This window comes from Aeromonas sp. FDAARGOS 1410, from assembly GCF_019048745.1.
Taxonomy (GTDB): Bacteria; Pseudomonadota; Gammaproteobacteria; order Enterobacterales; family Aeromonadaceae; genus Aeromonas; species Aeromonas jandaei.
Genome location: NZ_CP077401.1, coordinates 1315283 through 1336413 on the forward strand (window position 1 = coordinate 1315283; position 21131 = coordinate 1336413).

At 58.2% G+C, this 21131-nt stretch carries 20 protein-coding genes; 10 read left to right on the forward strand and 10 right to left on the reverse strand.

Annotated features, from left to right (window positions below; translation table 11 throughout):
- The first annotated feature begins 41 nt into the window (after positions 1-41).
- Positions 42-1013, forward strand: coding sequence for a response regulator (locus I6L40_RS06360; RefSeq protein ID WP_071914412.1), 972 nt, complete (start codon positions 42-44; stop codon positions 1011-1013).
- Positions 1014-1101: 88 nt separating this feature from the next.
- On the opposite strand, the gene I6L40_RS06365 is transcribed toward I6L40_RS06360, so the two are convergent.
- The 5 genes from I6L40_RS06365 to I6L40_RS06385 all read right to left on the reverse strand — a co-directional run bounded on the left by I6L40_RS06365 (position 1102) and on the right by I6L40_RS06385 (position 7817).
- Positions 1102-2499, reverse strand: a complete 1398-nt coding sequence (locus I6L40_RS06365; RefSeq protein WP_042031806.1) for a peptide MFS transporter — start codon at positions 2497-2499, stop codon at positions 1102-1104.
- A gap of 213 nt (positions 2500-2712) precedes the next feature.
- The gene (gene galU / locus I6L40_RS06370) at positions 2713-3624 is read right to left on the reverse strand and encodes a UTP--glucose-1-phosphate uridylyltransferase GalU (RefSeq protein ID WP_041210396.1); all 912 of its coding nucleotides are present in this window, start codon (positions 3622-3624) and stop codon (positions 2713-2715) included.
- A 95-nt stretch (positions 3625-3719) separates the two neighbouring features.
- Positions 3720-4040 carry a helix-hairpin-helix domain-containing protein gene (locus I6L40_RS06375; protein ID WP_033114923.1) on the reverse strand — a complete coding sequence of 107 codons (321 nt, stop codon included), beginning with the start codon at positions 4038-4040 and terminating at the stop codon, positions 3720-3722.
- A gap of 338 nt (positions 4041-4378) precedes the next feature.
- On the reverse strand, positions 4379-6559 hold the full coding sequence (gene pta, locus I6L40_RS06380) for a phosphate acetyltransferase (protein WP_041210398.1): 2181 nt from the start codon (positions 6557-6559) through the stop codon (positions 4379-4381).
- A 55-nt stretch (positions 6560-6614) separates the two neighbouring features.
- The gene (locus I6L40_RS06385) at positions 6615-7817 is read right to left on the reverse strand and encodes an acetate kinase (protein WP_005339118.1); all 1203 of its coding nucleotides are present in this window, start codon (positions 7815-7817) and stop codon (positions 6615-6617) included.
- A gap of 304 nt (positions 7818-8121) precedes the next feature.
- On the opposite strand from I6L40_RS06385, the gene yfbV reads away from it, so the two are divergent.
- Positions 8122-8562 (forward strand): terminus macrodomain insulation protein YfbV, encoded by a 441-nt coding sequence (yfbV, locus tag I6L40_RS06390; protein WP_005339116.1) that lies wholly within the window; start codon positions 8122-8124, stop codon positions 8560-8562.
- Between the two features lie 60 nt (positions 8563-8622).
- Here yfbV and I6L40_RS06395 read toward each other — a convergent pair whose 3' ends face one another.
- From I6L40_RS06395 to I6L40_RS06405, 3 genes are all read right to left on the reverse strand, one after another.
- Positions 8623-9123 carry a YfbU family protein gene (locus I6L40_RS06395; RefSeq protein WP_043851808.1) on the reverse strand — a complete coding sequence of 167 codons (501 nt, stop codon included), beginning with the start codon at positions 9121-9123 and terminating at the stop codon, positions 8623-8625.
- Positions 9124-9286: 163 nt separating this feature from the next.
- A complete protein-coding gene (bcp, locus tag I6L40_RS06400) occupies positions 9287-9751 on the reverse strand; it encodes a thioredoxin-dependent thiol peroxidase (protein ID WP_042031799.1) in 465 nt (154 codons plus the stop codon).
- Between the two features lie 21 nt (positions 9752-9772).
- Positions 9773-10306 (reverse strand): glycine cleavage system protein R, encoded by a 534-nt coding sequence (locus I6L40_RS06405; protein ID WP_041210402.1) that lies wholly within the window; start codon positions 10304-10306, stop codon positions 9773-9775.
- A 205-nt stretch (positions 10307-10511) separates the two neighbouring features.
- On the opposite strand from I6L40_RS06405, the gene dapA reads away from it, so the two are divergent.
- From dapA to I6L40_RS06420, 3 genes are all read left to right on the forward strand, one after another.
- Positions 10512-11399: a 4-hydroxy-tetrahydrodipicolinate synthase gene (gene dapA / locus I6L40_RS06410; protein ID WP_041210403.1), complete on the forward strand. Its 888-nt coding sequence runs from the start codon at positions 10512-10514 to the stop codon at positions 11397-11399.
- Positions 11392-12516 (forward strand): outer membrane protein assembly factor BamC, encoded by a 1125-nt coding sequence (gene bamC, locus I6L40_RS06415; protein WP_216995163.1) that lies wholly within the window; start codon positions 11392-11394, stop codon positions 12514-12516. Before dapA ends, bamC begins: the two co-directional genes overlap by 8 nt.
- Before the next feature lie 159 nt (positions 12517-12675).
- Positions 12676-13779, forward strand: a complete 1104-nt coding sequence (locus tag I6L40_RS06420; protein WP_216995164.1) for a phosphoribosylaminoimidazolesuccinocarboxamide synthase — start codon at positions 12676-12678, stop codon at positions 13777-13779.
- Between the two features lie 116 nt (positions 13780-13895).
- On the opposite strand, the gene I6L40_RS06425 is transcribed toward I6L40_RS06420, so the two are convergent.
- Positions 13896-14498, reverse strand: coding sequence for a short chain dehydrogenase (locus I6L40_RS06425; protein ID WP_208737000.1), 603 nt, complete (start codon positions 14496-14498; stop codon positions 13896-13898).
- 98 nt (positions 14499-14596) lie between these two features.
- Here I6L40_RS06425 and I6L40_RS06430 point away from each other — a divergent pair, with 98 nt between their 5' ends.
- The 4 genes from I6L40_RS06430 to I6L40_RS06445 all read left to right on the forward strand — a co-directional run bounded on the left by I6L40_RS06430 (position 14597) and on the right by I6L40_RS06445 (position 17544).
- On the forward strand, positions 14597-15496 hold the full coding sequence (locus I6L40_RS06430) for a LysR family transcriptional regulator (protein WP_071914422.1): 900 nt from the start codon (positions 14597-14599) through the stop codon (positions 15494-15496).
- 106 nt (positions 15497-15602) lie between these two features.
- Entirely contained in the window at positions 15603-16235 is a 633-nt protein-coding gene (locus I6L40_RS06435) for a DUF2057 domain-containing protein (protein ID WP_071914424.1), read from the forward strand.
- A 71-nt stretch (positions 16236-16306) separates the two neighbouring features.
- On the forward strand, positions 16307-16753 hold the full coding sequence (locus tag I6L40_RS06440; protein ID WP_071914426.1) for an HIT domain-containing protein: 447 nt from the start codon (positions 16307-16309) through the stop codon (positions 16751-16753).
- 89 nt (positions 16754-16842) lie between these two features.
- On the forward strand, positions 16843-17544 hold the full coding sequence (locus I6L40_RS06445) for a DUF3334 family protein (protein WP_033114911.1): 702 nt from the start codon (positions 16843-16845) through the stop codon (positions 17542-17544).
- Between the two features lie 68 nt (positions 17545-17612).
- Here the strand turns inward: I6L40_RS06445 and I6L40_RS06450 are convergent, their stop codons facing one another.
- Complete coding sequence (locus tag I6L40_RS06450) at positions 17613-18611, reverse strand: DUF2860 family protein (protein ID WP_071914428.1); 999 nt, start codon at positions 18609-18611, stop codon at positions 17613-17615.
- 197 nt (positions 18612-18808) lie between these two features.
- Here I6L40_RS06450 and arcB point away from each other — a divergent pair, with 197 nt between their 5' ends.
- Positions 18809-21121, forward strand: coding sequence for an aerobic respiration two-component sensor histidine kinase ArcB (arcB, locus tag I6L40_RS06455; protein ID WP_216995165.1), 2313 nt, complete (start codon positions 18809-18811; stop codon positions 21119-21121).
- The last annotated feature ends 10 nt before the right edge of the window (positions 21122-21131 follow it).

Sequence of the window (21131 nt, forward strand, 5' to 3'; positions counted from 1 at the left end):
AATACCTAAATAACCAATTGACTAATAAGAGCTTTATCAAGATGTTAAGAGCCGGGCTACGGATCCTGGTGGTGGAGGACGAAGCCGTTTTTCGCCACTCGCTAGTGAGTTACCTCGCACGGGACGGGGCAACGGTTTTTCAGGCCGAAGACGGGATTGAGGGCCTGTCGGCCGCAGCTCTCTACCATCCCGATGTGGTGCTCTGCGATCTCAATATGCCCAATATGGATGGTCACGAAGTGATCGCCTGCCTCTCTGCTCGCTACCCCGATATCCCGGTTATCGTCATCTCGGCCCAGAGCACCATGGAGGCCGTGGCTGGTGCCCTGCGCGCCGGTGCGCGCGATTACCTGCTCAAGCCGCTGGAAGATTACGCGCTGGTCGAGCGCAGCATAGAGCAGTGCCTCAAGAGTCAGGGGACACGCAGTCAGCAGCTGGAGCTGATGGATCATATGGAGTACTTCAGTGCCCACGATCGGGCCGCCAGCCGTTTGCTGGCCGGGCTGAAACCGCCGGGATTGCAGGAGTGGGGCCCCTGGCAGATTACGTTCAAGGGGCTGGGCCAGCTCTTTATTCCCGACACCTTCAAGGTGGGGGACAAGTTACTGGTATTGGTGATGGAGTTGCCCATCATGGGGACGGATGCCGCCTTCTGCGGGGCGCTGGTGCGCTCGTTGATGAATGTTCCTTATCGCCAGTTCCAGCGCAAAGAGAGTCAGCTGTTAAGTCAGCCACACCGGTTGCTCGACTACCTCAATCATCAGTTGATGGAGTCGGGGCTGCGCAGCTCTTTTGCCATGGCGGCACTGCTGTTTGATCAGGAGGATGGGCTGGTGTTTGCCAATGCTGGGCTCACCTCTCCCCGCTGGCTGATGCGCTCGGGTGGCTTGCCCCTTGGCTTGATGCGCAGCAGCCACTATGCCCTGCACAAGCGAAGCTGGCACGAGCCCTTTGACCTGCAGTTTTGCAGCGATAGCGGCAGCGCCCTTCATGTTCAGGTGCGTTACCACTGATGGCCATGGCGCCATAGTTGAATATCGGTCAGATAAAAAGAGAGGGCGCCCATCGGCGCCCTCTCTTATGTCTGCTTGTCCAACTTGCTTATGCAGTAGCGGACTGCAGTTTTTCATCCTGATGGTCAGTGGATTTTGCCGGGCCTTCGGCACCGTGCATCCAGTAGACCAGACGGTTGGCCATGGTCAGCAGGATCACGGCACTGATCACGGCAGCCAGAGCGATACCGCCGAAGATGGCGATGGGGCCGGCTTCACCCACGAAGGAGCCGATAAAGCCCGCTGCGTAGTTGGCCAGTGCCACGAAGCCGAACCAGGCACCCATCATCAGGGAGGCCAGACGCAGCGGAGCCAGCTTGGTCACCATGGAGAGACCGATCGGGGAGAGGCAGAGCTCGCCCAGGGTGTGGAACAGGTACGCGCCAACCAGCCAGAACATGGAGGTCTTGACGGTGTTGTCACCACCCTGCTGCAGCACTGCACCGACCATGAACAGGAAACCAACGGCCAGGAACAGCAGACCCATGGCGAATTTCACCGGAGAGTTCGGCTCTTTCTTGCCGAGCTTGATCCAGATGGCCGCAACGACCGGCGCCAGAGTGATGATGAAGAAGGGGTTCAGGGACTGGAACCAGGCAGTCGGCACTTCAAAAGAGCCGATCATGCGGTCGGTGTACTCCTGGGTATAGAGGTTCATCAGACCGCCGGCCTGTTCGAAACCAGCCCAGAAGATGATGGTGAACAGGCCCAGCACCAGAATGACCTTGATGCGATCCACTTCCTGCTTGGTCAGCGGCGCTTTCTGCTCGGTAGTACGCAGAGCGGCGGCACGCTGGGCGGCAGTCACACGGCCGATGTCGCCGAGGAAACGCTGGGCCAGAGTCGCCTGGATCACCAGAGAGAGCAGCATACCGATACCGGCGCCGACGAAGGCTGCTTGCCAGCCGTAGGCGGTCGCGGCAGCACCACAGATCACACCTGCCAGCAGGGAGCCCAGGTTGATACCCATGTAGAAGATGGTGAAGGCACCGTCACGACGGTGGTCACCCTCTGCATAGAGGTCGCCTACCATGGTGGAGATGTTCGGCTTGAACAGACCGTTACCCACGATCAGCAGAGCCAGACCGGTATAGAAGACGCTGTTGACCATATCCGGGAACATTGCATGGGGCAGAGCCAGAGTGAATTGGCCTGCGGCCATCAGCACGGCACCGATCAGGATGGCACGGCGTTGACCCAGGAAGGTGTCAGCCAGCCAGCCGCCGATCAGCGGAGTGATGTAAACCAGACCGGTATAGATACCGTAGAGTTTGAGGGCGTCTGCCTGACTCCAGCCCAGACCGCCATTGGCAGTCAGGTCGGTCAGATAGAGCACCAGTACGGCACGCATGCCGTAATAGGAGAATCTCTCCCAGAGTTCGGTACTAAAGAGCAAAAAAAGCCCTTTAGGGTGACCTAAAAAGGTCCCTTTTGACGGGTTATTCATTGGAACTTCCACCTGTGTCTTATATTTTTTTGAGTTTTTTATGCAAGGGCGAGAAACACGCCTCAATCCTTATAGAGCATGTGTGAATAAATTACAACATTATGATTTGCTGAGGATTTATTTATTCTTGATTGATTTTTTGTTGCGCAAATGAAAAAGGAGCATCATTTGATGCTCCTTGAATACCACTATGAAAAACGGAATTTTCAGCTATTACAACTGCTTGACGAACTGCTTCAGCCAGCCGATGAATTCGCCGTTCAGCTCGCGGTGACGCACGGCATACTCCACATTCGCTTTCATATAACCGATCTTGCTGCCGCAGTCGTGGCTCTTGCCCTTCATGAAGTAGGCGTTGACCTGCTCCTGCTCCATCAGCATGGCGATGGCATCGGTCAGCTGGATCTCGTCACCGGCACCGGCAGGGGTTTTTTCCAGCAGCGGCCAGATATTGGAAGAGAGCACATAACGGCCCACTACCGCCAGATTGGAGGGGGCTTCATCGCGTGGTGGTTTTTCGACGATCGCCTGCATCGGCAGGGACATCCCTTCGGTCAGTGCTTCCCCCTTGATGTCGGCGATGCCGTACTTGTCCACTTCACTCTCGGGCACAGCTTCCACCATGATCTGGCTGATCTGGTCTTCTTCAAACATGTGCACCATTTCGGCCAGGTTGTCTTTTTTCAAGTCGCTGGCAACGTCGTCGATCAGCACATCCGGCAGCAGCACGGCAAACGGGTTGTCACCGATCAGCGGGCGGGCGCAGAGCACTGCGTGGCCCAGACCTTTCGCCTCACCCTGACGGACGTGCATGATGGTGACGTCTTTCGGGCAGATTTGTTGCACCTCTTCCAGCAGCTGACGCTTGACCCGCTTCTCGAGGGTCGCTTCCAGTTCGAAACTCTTGTCGAAGTGGTTTTCGATGGAGTTCTTACTGGAGTGGGTGACCAGCACGATCTCTTTGATACCGGCGGCGATCGCTTCGCGCACAACGTACTGGATCAGCGGTTTGTCGACCACCGGCAGCATCTCTTTCGGAATGGCCTTGGTGGCGGGAAGCATGCGGGTACCCAGACCGGCTACCGGGAGCACGGCCTTGCGAACAACGAGAGGTGTCTTTTTCATGGAGAGATATCCAGAGATACAAAGTGGGCCCATGATACCCGAAGAAAAATGGGGCAGCCACAGGCTGCCCCATTTGCATATGCAGTGCTCGGACGTTATTTGACGATGATCATGTCACGGTTGGCTTCCAGCGTGGCCGGGCCGATGCCGTTTACATCAACCAGTTGATCAACTGAGGTAAATTTCCCCTGTTTTTCGCGATAGTCGACGATGGCTTGTGCCTTCTTGTCACCAATTCCCTTGAGGTTGGTGAGCTCGGCAAGGGTTGCCGTATTGATATCCACTTTGCCGCTCTCCTGCTTGGCGGCAACCGTGGTGGCCTGCTTCGGTGCGACCTTGTCTGCCGCCAGTGAGGGCTGGGTGAACAATGGCAGGGCGGACAGCAACATGATGATGGACAAGCTGTTTTTACGCATTTCACACTTCCTTGTGGTGGGGGATTCGTATGGATGATTAACCAGATTTGGAAGGTGTGACGGCTGTCATTTTTTACAGGTATTGAGTGCGGCTTGCTTTGCTATAAGAGATGGCAGTTTTCGACTAACGACAAGATATATAAAGACTTTTATTAGTACATACAAAATGGAAAGTATTGTGTGACAGGGAGCGTAGCGCTCATCGTGCTCTCATACTTTTATCTGTCTGCTCCTGAATCTTCGACTGGTTATGCTGCCTTCAGAAAAATTCCCAACAAAAAAGGCTGCTCACCTTGGGTGAGCAGCCTTTGTGATCGGTTTTTTCAGACTAAAGCTGATTAGGCTTGTTCGTCAGCCTGGGCAGCCTGGATACCGGTCAGGGCGATGGTGTAGACGATGTCGTCAACCAGGGCGCCACGGGAGAGGTCGTTGACCGGCTTGCGCATGCCTTGCAGCATCGGGCCGATGGAGACCAGGTCAGCGGAACGCTGCACCGCTTTGTAAGTGGTGTTACCGGTGTTCAGGTCAGGGAAGACGAACACGGTAGCTTTACCGGCAACCGGTGAGTTCGGCGCCTTGGACTTGGCCACGTTCTCCATGATGGCCGCGTCGTACTGCAGCGGGCCGTCGATGATGAGGTCGGGGCGCTTGGCCTTGGCCAGCTCGGTCGCTTCACGCACTTTCTCTACATCGGCACCGGCGCCAGAGGTACCGGTGGAGTAGGAGATCATGGCGACGCGCGGCTCGATGCCGAATGCGGCAGCGGAGTCGGCGGACTGGATGGCGATCTCGGCCAGCTGCTCGGCAGTCGGATCCGGGTTGATCGCGCAGTCACCGTAGACCAGAACCTGGTCAGGCAGCAGCATGAAGAAGATGGAGGAGATCAGGGAAGAGCCCGGAGCGGTCTTGATGATCTGCATCGGCGGACGGATGGTGTTGGCAGTGGTGTGCACCGCGCCGGATACCAAGCCGTCAACTTCATTGCGCTCCAGCATCATGGTACCCAGTACCACGTTGTCTTCCAGCTGCTCGCGGGCAACCACTTCGGTCATGCCCTTGTTCTTGCGCAGCTCGACCAGACGCGGCACATAGCGCTCGCGCACAACGGCCGGATCGATGATTTCGACGCGATCGGTCAGAACAACACCCTGCTGCTCGGCAACGCGACGGATCTCTTCCGGGTTGCCCAGCAGCACCGGACGGGCAATGCCACGCTCGGCACAGATGGCGGCAGCCTTGATGGTGCGCGGCTCGTCGCCTTCCGGCAGCACGACACGTTTGTTGGCCTGACGGGCCAGCTCGGTCAGCTGATAACGGAATGCCGGCGGGCTCAGACGACGGGAACGGGTAGAGCTGATGGTCAGCGACTCGATCCAGTGTTTGTCGATGTGGCCAGCGACGTAGTCCTGTACCAGTTCGATACGCTCGCGGTCATCTTCCGGAATATCGACGTTGAAGTTCTGCAGGCTGACGGCGGTCTGCCAGGTGTTGGTACCGGTCATCATGATCGGCAGGCCGGTGGCCATGGCCTGTTGGCACAGCGCCATTACCTGCGGCTCCGGATGATAGTTACCGGTCAGCAGCAGGGCGCCCAGCTTGACGCCGTTCATGGCGGAGAGGCAGGCAGAGACGATGACGTCAGAGCGATCGCCAGAGGTGACCAGCAGGCTGCCCGGACGGAAGTGCTCGACCATGTTGTGGATGGAGCGGGCACAGAAGGTCACGGTCTGCAGGCGACGGCTGTCCAGCTCACCCTTGTGCAGGATCTTGGCGGCCAGATGCTTGGCGAGATCCTTGGCGCGCGGGGCGATCAGCTGGGTGTTCCAGGGGATGCAACCCAGGATGCGCAGCGGGCTCTTGCCAAACACTTGCAGCACTTCCAGGTTGTGGGCAGCGTCGGAAGCGTGGTGATGGGCTTCGAACATCTCGGTCAGGTCAGGGCGGGTTACGCCATGCTCGTCAACCGGCGCGCCAACCTTGTTGATAACGCAACCAACGATGCGGGGGTTGTTGACACCACCGAAGTTGGAGCAGGCCAGTTCGATGCGCTCTTTCAGCTTCTGGCTGGAGTCATGGCCCGGGTGGGTCACGAATACCATGTCGGCATCCAGCGCCTTGGCAACGTCGTAGTTCAGCTTGTTGGCAAAGGGCTGCTTGTCGGTCGGCACCATACCTTCGACAACCAGCACTTCGGCACCGCTGGATTTTACGTGCTCTTCGAAACGGGCAACGATCTCTTCCAGCAGGATATCGGTGTTGCTGGAGCTGATCATGTTCTCGGCGTAGGAGAGGGTGAAGGGCTCGGGCGGATTGATGTTGGCAGCTGCGCGGATAACGGCGGTTGAGCGCTCGGCACCGGTTTCACCCGGACGCGGCTGGGCAACCGGTTTGAAGAAGCTGACATTGACACCGTGACGCTCCATGGCGCGAACAACGCCAAGGCTTACGGAAGTTACGCCGACACCAGTGCCGACCGGGATAAGCATAATAGTGCGTGCCACTTTATACCCCTTGTTCATTTTTTGGGATCAGGAAAAGGCCGCCCTGGTGGGCGGCCTCGAGTTACTGCGTCAATTAAGCGCCGACCAGTTCCAGCGCGTCGTGGGCGATAACCCACTCTTCGTTGGTCGGGATTACCAGAGCCTTGGTAGAACCAGCCTTGGTGATCTCGCCACCCTTGCCGAAACGAGCCTTCAGGTTGGCGTCGTGATCGACGTCAAAGCCCAGCAGGCCCAGCTTGTTCAGGGTGATTTCACGGATCGGGGCGGAGTTTTCACCGATACCACCGGTAAAAACAACGGCGTCCAGACGACCGTCCATGGCGGCAGCATAGGCGCCGATGTACTTGGCCAGGCGATAGCAGTAAACGTCCATGGCACGCTTGGCTTCTTCTTTGCTGTCGTAGTTGTCTTCAACAAAACGGCAGTCGGAGGTCACTTCGGTCAGACCCTGCAGGCCGGACTCTTTGGTCAGCATGGTGTTGATATCGGCCACGCTCATGCCCAGCTTGTCGTGCAGGAAGAAGATGATGGCCGGGTCCAGATCACCGGAACGGGTACCCATCACCAGACCTTCCAGCGGAGTCAGGCCCATTGAAGTATCAACAGATTTGCCGTTCTTGATGGCGCAGACGGAGCCGCCGTTGCCCAGGTGGCAGTTGATGATGTTCAGCTCTTCAACCGGCTTGTTCAGCTGCTTGGCAGCTTCCAGACTGATGTAGTAGTGGCTGGTGCCGTGAGCGCCGTAGCGACGGATGCCGTTCTCTTTGTAGAGCTTGTACGGCAGAGCGTACAGGAAGGCTTCTTCCGGCATGGACTGGTGGAACGCGGTATCGAATACGGCCACGTTCTTGTCAGCCAGCGCCGGGAATACGCGGCGGGCTTCACGGATACCGATCAGGTGAGCCGGGTTGTGCAGCGGCGCGTACGGAACGGCGGCTTCGATGCCGGCGATCACGTCGTCACAGATAACGACGGAAGAGGTGAAGCGCTCACCGCCGTGAACAACACGGTGACCGATGGCGATCAGGTTCTTGGACAGTTCCGGATTGAGCGGCAGGATCTTGTTGACGATGAAGTCCAGCGCTTCCTGGTGAGCGGCACCAGCGCCCAGATCGGCACTGCCTTTCTCGCCATTCAGTTTCCACTTGATGCGGGCGTCGTCGAGGTTGAAGCACTCGGCCAGGCCGGACAGCAGGTCATCACCGGTGGTTGCGTCAATGACAGCAAACTTCAGGGAAGAGCTGCCACAGTTAAGAACAAGAACCAGCTTACTCATGAATAAATCCTATCGCAGATTGGGTTGTGTAGGCGGATGCGTTGGACGCCGGACGTCCAAAAACTTTCAACTTATCCTTATGAGGGTTGGCAATCTGTTGCTTGCCCCTTGTATAGTGATACAAGACCCGAAATCCAGACGTCCCTGACAGGTCAATAGCAAGATGCTTTTGACGCAAAAATGGGCGTACAAAGGATAACCCGATTGTTGAAAAATAACAAAGTCATCCTCAACCTTTGTTACTTTGCATCAAATTTTGTCGAGGTTTTGCCGTTAGTACGTTCAAAAAGCGCTCGGAGGTAGTATGAGCATGAACATTTTTGGAACTAAGTTACAGCAAGGCCGCCATTATATGACGCTTTGGCCGCGCCGTCCCGAGCTCAATTCGATGTTTCCTGAAAATCGGGTGATCAAGGCGACCGAATTCGCTCTCAAGGTGATTCCGGCGCTGGCGGTGCTGAGCGTAATGCTGCAGTTCCAGTTTGGGGAGCTGCACTACTGGCCTTCCGTCATCACTTCCGTACTGTTTCTGCTCAGTCTTCCGCTGCAGGGTTACTACTGGCTCGGTCAGCGGGCCGACACCCGGTTGCCCCCGTCGCTGGCGAGCTGGTATCGGGAGATCAACGGCAAGATGAACGAGCAGGGCGGCCGCCGTCAGCTGGTCTCCCAGCCCCGCTATGAAGAGCTGGCTGATACCCTCAAGGCCGCCTTCCAGCAGCTGGACAAATCGTTTCTCTACGAATAACCCGATTCAAACGTAAAAAAGGCGCCAGTGGCGCCTTTTTTGTTGTCTGGTTGCCTGCCATCAGGCTGCCAGCACTTTGCGGATCTCCTGGATGGAGAGCTTGTACTGACGGGGGCACTGACGCCACACCTGCAGCATCCGCTGGTATTTATCGCGCATGGCGATGTCGCTGGAGAGCTCGTCGCACGGGCACTTGAGCTCGGGGAAGCGCTTGTCCACTTCCAGCAGGAAGCAGACATAGTCGGCCAGCTCCCGCTCCTGACTGCGGCTGTAGCCGTTGAACTCCAGCCGGCTGGCGTTGATCTCGCCCTGATCGGCCGCATCAAGATTACCCCATGAGATGGCCAGCGCGTGGTGCAGCTCCAGGGTATCGATCACCTCCTGGCAGGTCGCCAGATCCAGATGGCCGAAGCTCTTCTCCAGCTCGAGGATCTGCAGGCAGTAGCCGCGCTCGATGATGGTGCTGGCACGCTGGTAGAAGTCCGCTTTCTCCGGATTGAGTTTCGCCAGAATTTCGTACTGGTTGCTCAGGATCAAACGCTCTGTGTTGCTCATGTTCATGGGATATCTCGCTGGAAGATGATTCTGGGGTCACGTTAACCCATATATAAAATGAATTTTTTGATCTGGGCGGGGGAGTTGGTGAGAAAAATCGTCAGGCAAGGGATGGCTTGCCTGCACAAAAAGGCCTGCGTGGCAGGCCTTTCAATAATGCAGGGGAGGGTTACCCCTTGAGGAAATCCAGCACCACCTGATGGTGATCGCTGGTCTTGAACTTGTCGAAGTGGTGGGCAATCTTGCCCTCTTCATCGATCAGGAAGCTCTGGCGGTGAATACCGTCATACTCCTTGCCCATGAACTTTTTCGGACCCCAGACGCCAAAGGCATCGGCGACGGCGTGATCCTCATCGGCCAGCAGGGTGAAGTTGAGCTGATCGCGCTCTTCGAACTTTTTCAGGCGCTTGGCCGGATCCGGGCTGATACCGAGCACCACCACATTGAGGGCGGCCAGCTCGGCGTTGACATCGCGCAAGCTGCAGGCCTGGGTGGTGCAGCCGGGGGTCATCGCCTTGGGATAGAAGTAGACCAGCACTTTTTTGCCGCGCAGGGAGGAGAGTTGCAGCGGATTGCCGTTCTGGTCGGGCAAAGTGAAGTCGGGGGCGGGGCTGCCAGCTTGTAATGGTTGCATGGGTTCTCCTTGAGTGAGTGCTCAGGCGTGTTTGCGATTGACGATAAACTCGAACGATTCTGCGCCCAGTTCACGACAGAATCCGGCGAAGGCGGTCTGCGACCGTTCAACCTCTCCCTCTTTGGCCAGATTGAGCTGGAAACTCATCTTGAGCAGATTGAATGGCTGCTGTTCCAGGGTCATGGATTGCATCGCCTGAATGTTCCAGCCATGTTCGCTGAAGAACTGGGTGCACTGGCTTACGATGCCCGGCTCGTCACGGATCAGGATCCCGACGCTGGCGCTCACGTCATACTGGAGCGACTGGTGGCGCTCGGTGCGCTTCATCATGGTGATGAGATCCCACTCCTGGCTGCGCAGGGGGAGGCTGATCTCGAGTTGCATCATGCTGTTCCAGTCGCCCGAGAGCAGCATGATAAAGGTGAATTCATTGCCGAAGATGCCAAGACGGCTGTCCACAATGTTGCAACCACAGCTACTGACGTGACGGGTCACTTCATTGACGATGCCAGGCCTGTCCGTGCCGATGGCCGTTACGACCAGATAGTGAGTCATAAATCTTCTCTCGTCCGTTATGTATCTTGAAAGCCGCACAGGATTTGCCGATTTTCGGGCTGTTGATGACCCGCCGCGAGGTGCTCCCCCGACTCTCATTTATTGCTTTTTGTGGCCGATGGTATCACGGCTTGTCCCCTCTCTCCCTTGTTTTTCAAAGGGGGCAGCTTTACCATTACGGCCCTGAAAATCGGGAGAAATATCCATGTTGCGCGGTAGTATTGTTGCCCTCGTTACCCCTATGCTGGCTTCAGGTGAAGTCGATTGGGCCAGTCTGGCCAAGCTGGTCGAGTATCATGTCAGCGCCGGAACCAGCGCCATTGTCGCGGTTGGTACCACAGGGGAGTCGGTGACCCTGAGCGAGCAAGAGCACATTGCCGTCGTTGAAAAGACCGTTGAATATGCTGCCGGTCGCATTCCTGTCATTGCAGGCAGTGGCTCCAACAATACTGCCCACGCCATCGAACTTAGCAAACGTCTGGCCAAAACCGGCGTGGTTGCTGGTCTCTCGGTGACCCCTTACTACAACAAACCCACTCAGGAAGGTCTCTATCGCCACTATTGTGCGATCGCCGAGGCTAGTGGTCTGCCCCAAATTCTTTATAATGTGCCCGGTCGCACCTGCTGCGATCTGAAACCGGAGACCGTGGCCCGTCTGGCCAAGGTGCCCGGTATTATCGGCCTGAAAGAGGCAACCGGCGATTTGAGTCGCACCCCGCTGCTGCGCGAGCTGTGCGGGCCGGACTTTGCGCTCTACAGTGGCGACGATGCCACTGGCTGTGATTTTATGCTGCAAGGCGGTGATGGTGTCATTTCGGTCACCACCAATATTGCAGCGGCCCAGATGGCCGACATGTGTCGTGCTGCGCTGGCCGGTGATGCCGGTCTGGCCCACGATATCAACAATCTCTTGATGCCGTTGCACAAGACTCTGTTCTGCGAACCGAGCCCCACCCCGGTGAAATGGGCCTGTGCCCAGCTGGGATTGATTGCAACAGCAACCTTGCGTCTGCCGCTGGTTGAACTCTCTCCCGAGGGTGAACAGCAGATGGCGCGAGCACTGACCACTGCGGAGTTGATGGCGAGTGTTTAAATCAAATGGAAAGGGAAATAGTGCCCGTCTGGTGCTGACTGTTGCGACCGCCGCTGTGTTGGCCGCGTGCAGCACGCCCCAGGATCGCAAAATGGCCAACCGCGACTTCGGTTATGAAGATGCCCGCCTCGAGGGCCGTGCATTCCTGATCCCGTCAGGATTGAGCGCTCCCGCCTTCAACAGCCAGTTCGATATTCCGCCGTTGCCCGAGAGCAGCCGTGACGGTGCCCTCGGCGCCAAGATCGACGTGCGTCCTCCCGCCCAGCTGCTGACTGTGGTGCCGGGTAGCCAGGTTGTACAGAATGCCAGTGAACCGACCATCGCCTACTATGCCCTGAGCACCAGCCAGAGCGTGGAGCGCGACACCTGGTCGTTCCTGATGAACTTCCTGGCCAAGTACAAGGTCACCACCGAGAAGCTGGACCAGCAGGCCGGCGTGCTGCAGACCGGCTGGTTTGACAACACGGTCGCCCTCGATGGCTGGGGTGAAGATGACGACGATTTCAAAATCCGTCAGCGTTATCAGTTCACCGTGCGCAACGATGCTGCGCGCCATGCCGTCAACATGTCGGTACGGGTACTGGATCACGAAGAGAGCTTCGATGGCGAGACCACTACCCAGCTGAGCCCGGCTGAAGCGCAGCGTTATGCCGTGCGGGTGCTCAACCAGTTCTCTCTCTATTACGACAGCCAGCTCAAGTCCCGCGAACAGCACAAGTCCAACGAGGGCATGGGGCTGGAACTGGGTCTGGACAACAACGAGCTGAGCGCCTGGATTTCCGATGGCTCCTTCGAGCAGGTATGGCGCCGTCTCAACCAGGTGCTGCCGGGCTACGGCTTCGTCATCAAGGATACCCAGCAGTCGCTGGGCTGGATCGACGTCGAGTATGAAGCCCCGTCTGCCGAGTTCTGGAAGGCGAAAGGGAGCGAGCCGTTCAAACTGGAAGAGGAGAAGTACCGCTTCCAGCTGGGTGAAATGGCAGGAGGCAAGACCTCCATCACCCTGTTCGACAAGGACAAGAAGCCGGTGTCGTCCGGGGTTATCTCCCAGATGTACATCAGCATGTCCGAGGCGTTTGCCAAAGGACTGGCTGCACAGGCAGCAAAATCAGAATAAATACAGGGGCCTTGTGCCCCTGTTTTTTTATCTCTGCACGGCTGGCGAGCCACTCAATGTGGATGCAGGCGCGCAGGGCATGGATTGATTACCCCCAACGAGAGCGGAGCTTGCGGCTTCTCTCTTATTACCCCCCACAAACAGGAAGTGTTATTAGCCATGAGTCTTGCAGACCAAGTATTGGCGGTGAATGATGATTTGCCGATCCGTACCGATAAGCCTGTCCATTCCGGTAAAGTGCGTAGCGTCTACTGGCTGACCGCCGCAGACAGCGCCCGTCTCATTCGCGAGAAGGGTTATGACGTGCCAGCGGATGCGCCGCTCGCCATCATGGTGATCAGCGACAGGATCTCTGCCTTCGACTGCATCTGGCAAGGTGTGAACGGGCTGAACGGCGTACCGGGCAAAGGAGCGGCGCTCAACGCCATCTCCAGCCACTGGTTCAAGCTGTTCAGGGAGAAGGGGCTGGCCGACAGCCACATTCTCGACATCCCGCACCCCTTCGTCTGGATCGTGCAAAAAGCCCGTCCGGTGATGATCGAGGCGATTGCCCGCCAGTACATCACTGGTTCCATGTGGCGTGCCTACAAGGATGGCGAGCGCGAGTTCTGCGGCATTACCCTGCCGGAAGGGCTCAAGAAGGATCAGAAGCTGCCGGAGATCCTCATCACCCCTTCCACCAAGGGCGTGCTGAAAGGGCTGGATGGCGTGCCGGAAGCCGATGACGTCAACGTCTCCCGTGCCGATATCGAACGCCACTACCAGGGCTTCAACTTCAGCAAGCCGGCCGATATCGACCGCTACGAAGTGCTGCTCAAAGAGGGCTTCAACGTCATCAGCGACGCGCTGGCCGAGCTGGATCAAGTGTTCGTCGATACCAAGTTCGAGTTTGGCTACGTCCACGATGCCGCCGGCAACGAAAAGCTCATCTACATGGATGAAGTGGGTACCCCCGACAGCTCCCGCATCTGGGATGGCGCGGCCCTGCGCGACGGCCAGATCGTCGAGAAGTCGAAAGAGGGTTTCCGTCAGTGGCTGCTCAACCACTTCCCGGATCCGGACATCCTGCTCAACAAGAACCGCATGCCGGAACGCTTCGCCCTGGCCCGCGACAACAAGCTGCCGACTGAAGTGATGATGGATATCTCCAGCACCTACGTCGGGATCGCCGAGAAGATCATCGGTCACAAGCTGGAACTGTCGGCCAACCCGAAGCAGGAGATCATCGATATCCTGCGCGCGCAGTACGGTCTGATCGACTAAGGGTTGCACTCTTTTTTGCCATCAAAAAACAAACGTTTGCCAATGGTGAGGAAGAGACGCAGAGAAACAGACGGGCCCCATTGCGGGGCCCGTTTTTTGTATCCGGCGCACGGCGATCAGCCGTTGACCTTGAACACCTGGCCGGTCTGGATGCCCAGCACCGACTTCTTGTAAGCCTGCGCCACCTTGGCGGCGGGTACCGGCACGAATCCCGGGAAGAAGTCGGCGTATTTGTCCATCGACTCCGCCAGCACGGTCGGGCTTACCACGTTGATGCGAAGGCCCCTGGGCAGCTCGCAGGCGGCCGCTTTGACGAAGTGCTCGACGGCGCCATTGATGGTGGTTGCACTCGCCCCCCAGTTGATGGGTTCTTCGCTCAGGATACCGCTGATCAGGGTGATGGAACCTTTGTCGCTCAGATGGGGGATAGCGGCGCGGGTCAGGTTGATCTGGCCCATCAGCTTGCTCTGAAGTCCCACCTGCCACTGCTCGTCGGTCATCTCGGTCAGGGCGTTGAAGGCCACGTTGCCGCTGGCCACTACCAGCGCATCAAACTGGCCCAGCCCGGCGAACAGCGCCTTGATGGAGGCCGGATCGCGCATGTCGACCGTGGCATCCCCCTGGCTGTGGCCGACCCGGATCACCTGATGATCTTTGGCAAGCAATTCGCTGACGGCAGAACCTATGGTGCCGGACGCACCCACAATCACAATCTTCATCTCTGTCACTCCTCGGTTGGGATGTGTTGATTCTAGTGCAACAAAAAAAGAGAAAAAGCGCGTAAAATAAACCCATTGTTTCCATATTGGAGCTAATGATGGATATCGCCCATCTGGCCAGCTTTTACGAGGTGGTTTTGCGGGGCAGTTTCTCTGCCGCCGCCGATGCACTGGGGGTCAGCAAGGGGATGCTGAGTCGCCACGTCAGCGCGCTGGAGTCCTCCCTCAACGCCCAGTTGCTGCAACGCACCACCCGCCGGCTCAGTCTGACCGAGGCTGGGTCGACCCTCTATCTGCAGGCGGGCGAGATCTTCGCGCTGGCACGGCAGGCGGAGCAGGATATTCAGGCGCTGACCGAAGAGGATAGCGGACGACTGCGCTTCACCTGCCCGATCAGCACCGGCGATCGCATGGTGAGCGAGCTGATCGCTCGCTTTGCCGCGCTCTGTCCCGGGGTGGCGGTCGAGCTCAACTTCACCAATCAGGTGGTCGACATGAGCCAGGGGGAGAATGACATCGCCCTGCGCGCCATCAATGAGGTGCCGGACAATCTGGTCGCACTCCCCCTTGGCCGGCTTAAGGATGTGGTGGTGGCCAGTCCTGCGCTGGTAGCGAGGGAGGGGAAACCGGCAACTCCCTATGAGTTGGGGGGGCTATCCTGCCTGCCCATGGGGAGCAATCCGGCCTGGGAGCAGTGGCACTTCAGCCGCAAGGGCGAAGAGACCCACATTCTGGTGCAGGGCAGGGTGCGGGCCAATCAATACAGCACCGTCATTGAGCTGGCCCGGGCAGGCATGGGCTATGCCAAATGCCCGCTGGTGGCGGTGGATGCCCTGCTGGCGACGGGAGAGCTGGTGACCGTGCTCGACGACTGGCAGAGCGGCCTGCACCAGCTTCATGTGCTGCATGCCCAGCAGCGGCGGGTGCCACGCAAAATCCGCTTGTTCAAGCAGGTGCTGGCCCAGTGGTTTGCCGATCATCCCCGTTATCTGCTGTAAGAGGGCGTATCGCTCCGGCTGCACTGATGGGGCCCGACTGCGTTATTTTTCTGTCATCTTCGGCTGCTACCCTGCGCCCATTGTCGGCATCAGGAAGCGAGAAACGATGAACAAGCATTGGAGATGGGCGGGATTGGCGCTGCTGTGCGGCATCGCCAGCGTGCAGGCGGCGGTTGAAGTGAGTGTGCCGGAGAATTTTCGGATCCTCGCGGTGAGCAGTGGCACGCTGCAGGATGAGCAGCACGCCACCCTGAGCGATGGGGAGCAGCAACTGCTGGTGCGTTTCGAGGGGGTTATCCCCAGCCGCAGCAGCAGCGAGAATGATCGGCAGGTTCGCTCCGAGCCGCAGGTGGTGCGCTATCAGGCGAGCAACCAGCGGTTGCAACTGGTGGCGAGCGTACCGGCCGATGAGCAGGGGATGCAGGCCTATGCCAAATCGCCCGCAGTGGCGTTGCAGGAGAGTGGCCGGGCACTTGCCATCCAGCAGGATGCACTGGTGACCAGCGGCATGCTGCTTGGGGTGGATTGGAACGGGAAACTGGCTGAATACAACCGCAGTGGTGGCAAGGCGGCGCTGACGGCGGGAGTGGTTGCGGCTCCGTCAATCAATGCAGTTTCTGGTGGCTCTCAACCTGTTGTGGCTGCCAGCGAGCTGGAAGGGCAGTTGCAGCAGCTGTTCCTCAAGGCAGACCCGGCCCTGCGCAAGCGCTTTATCAGTTGGGCCGTGCCGCAGCTTTAAGTTTGCCGCCCGTTGCAGTAACGTGGGCATCCCTGTCGGATGCCCTCTTCATCGTACTCAACGAGGTGTTCATGTTTGAATTGCATTCCCGCCTGCAGGCCGATACCTGCTGGCTTGGCGATCTGCCGCTCTGCCGCGTCCTGCTGGCCAAAGACAGTCAATACCCCTGGCTGATTCTGGTGCCGCGAGTGGCCAACCTGCGCGAGATCCACCATCTGGCACCGGAGCAGCAGCAACAGCTGATGCAGGAGTCCTGCGCCGTCGCGGCGCTGATGGAGCAGGCCCTCAGTCCGGACAAGATCAACATCGGGGCGCTCGGCAATCTGGTGCCGCAACTGCACATTCATCATGTCGCCCGCTTTGCCACCGATGCCGCCTGGCCTGGCCCCATCTGGGGAGCTCATCCTGCCGTTCCCTACCAGCCAGAGACTCTGCAACATGAGGCCGATCGCTGGCTTACGCGACTCGGCAATCTGGACGGATTTACCCCGGCGGCCACTGATAACAGAGTCAACTGAGAGGCGTGTCGCTATTTCAGTCTTCTGGCCGCGCCATCTGTTAGAGTTATGGTATAGATAAGCCCATTCTCGATGTTCAGGAAGGACACATGATAGTTACAAGATCCGATGATGACGTCGTGTTGACGACTGAGGATGTACTGCTCAGTCTGTGCAACTCGGTAACCGACGTATTGAGTGCCGCGACCATGAGTCAGGTACGTTTTTCCGGTATGGTGCAGCGGATCAGCAAGACCTGCCTCAAGCCCGATATCGGCTGCTTCGTGCTATTCGATGGCGGCTTCTCCGGTCTGGTGGTGATCAACTTCTCCGCCGCTGCCGCCATGGAGCTCTATGAGAGCTACATGCTGAGCATGGGGCTCTCCAAGGAGGATCTCGCCATCTCCCACACTTCTGACGAGGTGAGCAACGTGATGGGCGAGCTGATGAACCAGATCGTCGGCAGCTTCACCGTCAAGGTGGGCCGCGATCTGCAGACTCACATCACCCAGAACCAGCCGAAGATGCTGGCCCTCAACAAGCAGGTGATGCTGAGCGTCGATACCAATCTCGACAGCCCGGAATCCCGCCGCGTCACCTTCTTCACCGCTCGCAACAACATCTTCTATCTGGAGCTGGCGATGGACAAGACCGAGTTCATCCGCATCCACAATGAGGGGATGGAGCACGAGGAGCTGGATCCCGATGCCCTGATCGCTCAGGCCAAGCAGGATGCAGCCAAACCGGCGCCAGCAGCAGCTCCGGCCGCCAGCAACGATCACGACGACCTGCTCGACTCGCTTGGTATCTGAAGCAGGTCTACGGCAGCAATAAGAAGGCCACCCATGGGGTGGCCTTTTTTATCGCGGCTTTGCTGAGGTTAGAAGTTGTAGAGCAGGCCGGTGCTGACGCGGCTCGCTTCGGTATCGTAGAAGCCGATATCGGAGCTTGCGTTGGCATAGGAGAGGGTAAAGGTCGCGCTGAGCGGTTTCACCCCGAACAGGCTGTGCCAGAAGAAGGTGCCGTTGATGGCGAATTCGTCCGCATCGGCGCGCTGGCCGAAGATGGGGTTGGCTTCGTCATACTTGCGCTTGCCGGCATAGACGTTGCTGACAATCGACCACTGGGGGCCGCGTTTGGCATAGGTCAGTTGCAGGCCGGTGTTTTCGAAGCTCTCGGCGCTGCCATCGAGGTTGGCTTGTTTGTAGATCAGCGCAGGTTCCAGAGCCTGACCGTCGGCGAAGGTCCACTTGTAGGAGAGCTGCATGTCATACATCTTGCCATTGCGATCCAGCATGGATGCGTAGTGAGTGCCATGAACCCGGTCATACTGCTGGCCGCTCTGCTCATCATCCATGTCGATGCTGCGAGCGGTGATGCTGCCGTTGAAGTTGCTGCCCCAGATCTTGTCCCAGGCGAAACGCGCCCCTTTGGATTTCAGGTCGGTGGAGCTGCGATCCACGCCGGTGGCAAAAGGATCGCTCCACAGCTCGACCGGCATGGCGTTGAATACCAGCGAGGTAGCGACGATCCCCTTGTCGCCCATCTCCTGACGCAGACCGAACTGCTGGGTAAAGTCGAAGCGGATGGCATCCTGAATGAGGTTACCGAGGAAGATCTGGGTGCGGGTATCGGCAAAGGTGTAGCGGATATCGGCATTGATCAGCGGAGTCAGCTTGTTCTCGCTATCCGGTGAGCCCAGATCGTTGATGCGACTGTGGTTGTCGTCACCTGCATAGAAGTTGGACTTGTAGCTGGTGGCGCTGACGCCGCCCAGCAGGAAGCCGGACCAACCGGACTGGCGCGGAATTTCGCCCAGATCGGCGTAGGCTGCGTGGCTCGCAAGCAGGCCGAGACCCAGCAAGGTGAGGTTGCGCATCAAAAGACTCCTGATATATCAAACTGTTGAGGTGTAAAGCCCGGGATGCTCGTGCTGCTGATGTCACCTTGGTATTACCCGGGCGAGTGCAATGGTCACATATGATACAGGAATCTCCAATTATTGGCTTATCACACAAGAGTTAAGCGCGTTGTGCTGGTATTCTGTCCGGCGAATATCGGGGAGAAAACAACAAGATGAAGCAGATTAAATCCTGGGCGCAATATTACGTCGATCTGATGACCAAGCTGGGTCTGGTGCGTTTCAGCATGTTTCTGGCCACCGGCATCATAGTGCTGGCGGTCGCCATCCAGATGGGGGTTACCCTGTTTTTGCGGGGCAGCATCGATGTCATCGATTTCGTGCGCTCGGTGTTTTTTGGTCTGCTGGTCACCCCCTGGGCGGTCTATTTTCTCTCCATCGTGGTGGATCAGCTGGAGGATTCCCGTCAGCGGCTGAGCCGGATGGTGCGCAAGCTGCAGGATATGCGCGAGCGGGATCTCGAGCTCAACAATCAGCTGCAGGAGAACATCAGCCGCCTCAACAGCCAGATCGCCGAGACCAACCGGGCCGAGAGTCTGCGTCTGCAGGCCATCGAGGATCTGGAGAACGAGGTGTTCCAGCGGGAAAAGGCCCAGCTTCATCTGGGAGAGCGCACCGCTCTGCTGCGCTCCTTTATCGACTGCTCCCCGGATCTGGTTTACTACCGCAATGAGGATGAGCAGTTCTCCGGCTGCAACCGCGCCATGGAGGAGCTGACCGGCAAGGCAGAGAGTGAGTTGATTGGCCTCACCCCGTTTGATGTCTACAAACAGGAGATCGCCAACAAGGTGGTGGAGACCGACCGCCAGGTCTTTGCCAGCAACGAGCCGCTCACCTACGAGCAGTGGCTGGAGTACCCCGATGGTCGCAAGGCCTACTTCGAGCTGCGCAAGGTGCCCTTCTTCGACCGCTTCGGCAAGCGACTCGGCCTGCTCGGTTTTGGTCGTGACATCACCGAACGCAAGCAGTATCAGGACAAGCTGGAGAAGGCGAGCCGCGACAAGACCACCTTCATCTCCACCATCAGCCACGAGCTGCGTACCCCGCTCAACGGCATTGTGGGGTTGAGCCGGATGCTAATGGATACCCCACTCGACCCGAGCCAGCGTCAGCAGCTCAAGACCATTCACTTAAGTGCGGTCACCCTCGGCAACATCTTCAACGACATCATCGATCTCGACAAACTCGATCGGCGCCGGCTTGAGATCGCGCCAACCCGGATCGACCTGCCTGCCTTCCTCGACGAGCTGGAGACACTGTCGCGCATTCAGGCGGAACAGAAGGGGCTCTATCTGCACTTTGATCGCGATGGCGACATGCCGCAATTCGTGATGGCGGATGGTACCCGACTGCGTCAGGTGCTGTGGAATCTGGTGGGCAACGCGGTCAAGTTTACCGATGAGGGGGGCGTCACCGTGCGCTGCCTCTCCCATCCCGCCGACGAGCCGGGCAAGCTGGCGCTCCACTTTGAGGTGGAAGATACCGGCGTCGGCATTCCCCGCGCCCAGCAGGAGAAGATCTTCGCCATGTACTATCAGGTGCAGGGCAAGAAACACGCAACCGGTACCGGGATCGGCCTCGCGGTCTCCCGTCAGCTGGTGCAGGCCATGGGCGGCCAGCTCTACGTAGATAGCGAGCCGGGTGAAGGCTCCTGCTTCACCGCCGAGCTGGAGGTCGCCTGTGTCGAACAGGCGTTGCCGGAGACGGAGGAGGAGATGCCCTCCCTCGACATCCTGCTGGTGGAGGATGTCGAGCTCAATGTGACGGTTGCCTGCGCCCTGCTGAACAAGCTCGGCCATCAGGTCAAGGTGGCACGCGATGGCGCCCAGGCGCTGGCGATGGCCAACCCGGATGATTTCGACCTTATCCTGCTCGATATCCAGCTGCCGGACATGACCGGGTTCGATGTGGCGGCAACCCTGCTCGAGCGCTACGGCGAAAGTTTGCCGCCCATGGTTGCCCTGACGGCCAATGTAACCGGCGATCGCCAGTACTATCTGGATCGCGGTATGCGGGATGTGATTAACAAGCCGCTTGGCTCGAAGGCGGTGCGTGAGGTGATTGGTCACCTGTTTGCCGATCTGGCCGACGACGAGGCGGACGAGCAGGCTGATGCGGTGGCTCAGGATGCGTTGCTGGATCTCCCTTTCCTCACCGACTATGCCGATACCGTGGGCAAGCCGGTACTGCTCTCCAGCGTCGAGCTGTTCGAGAAGATGATGCCTGACTACATGGCGGTGCTCGACTCCAATATGATCGCGCGGGATCAGGCTGGCGTGGTGGAGGAGGCACACAAGATCAAGGGGGCGGCAGGCTCCATCGGCCTGCGTCGCCTGCAGCAGACGGCGCAACTGATCCAGAGCCCGGATCATCCCGCCTGGTGGGAGAATGTGGAAGACTGGATTGAGACGCTGCGTCGGGAATATCCGGGCGATATCGCCCGTCTGCGCCGCTGGTTGTTGTCTTGAATCCAATGGG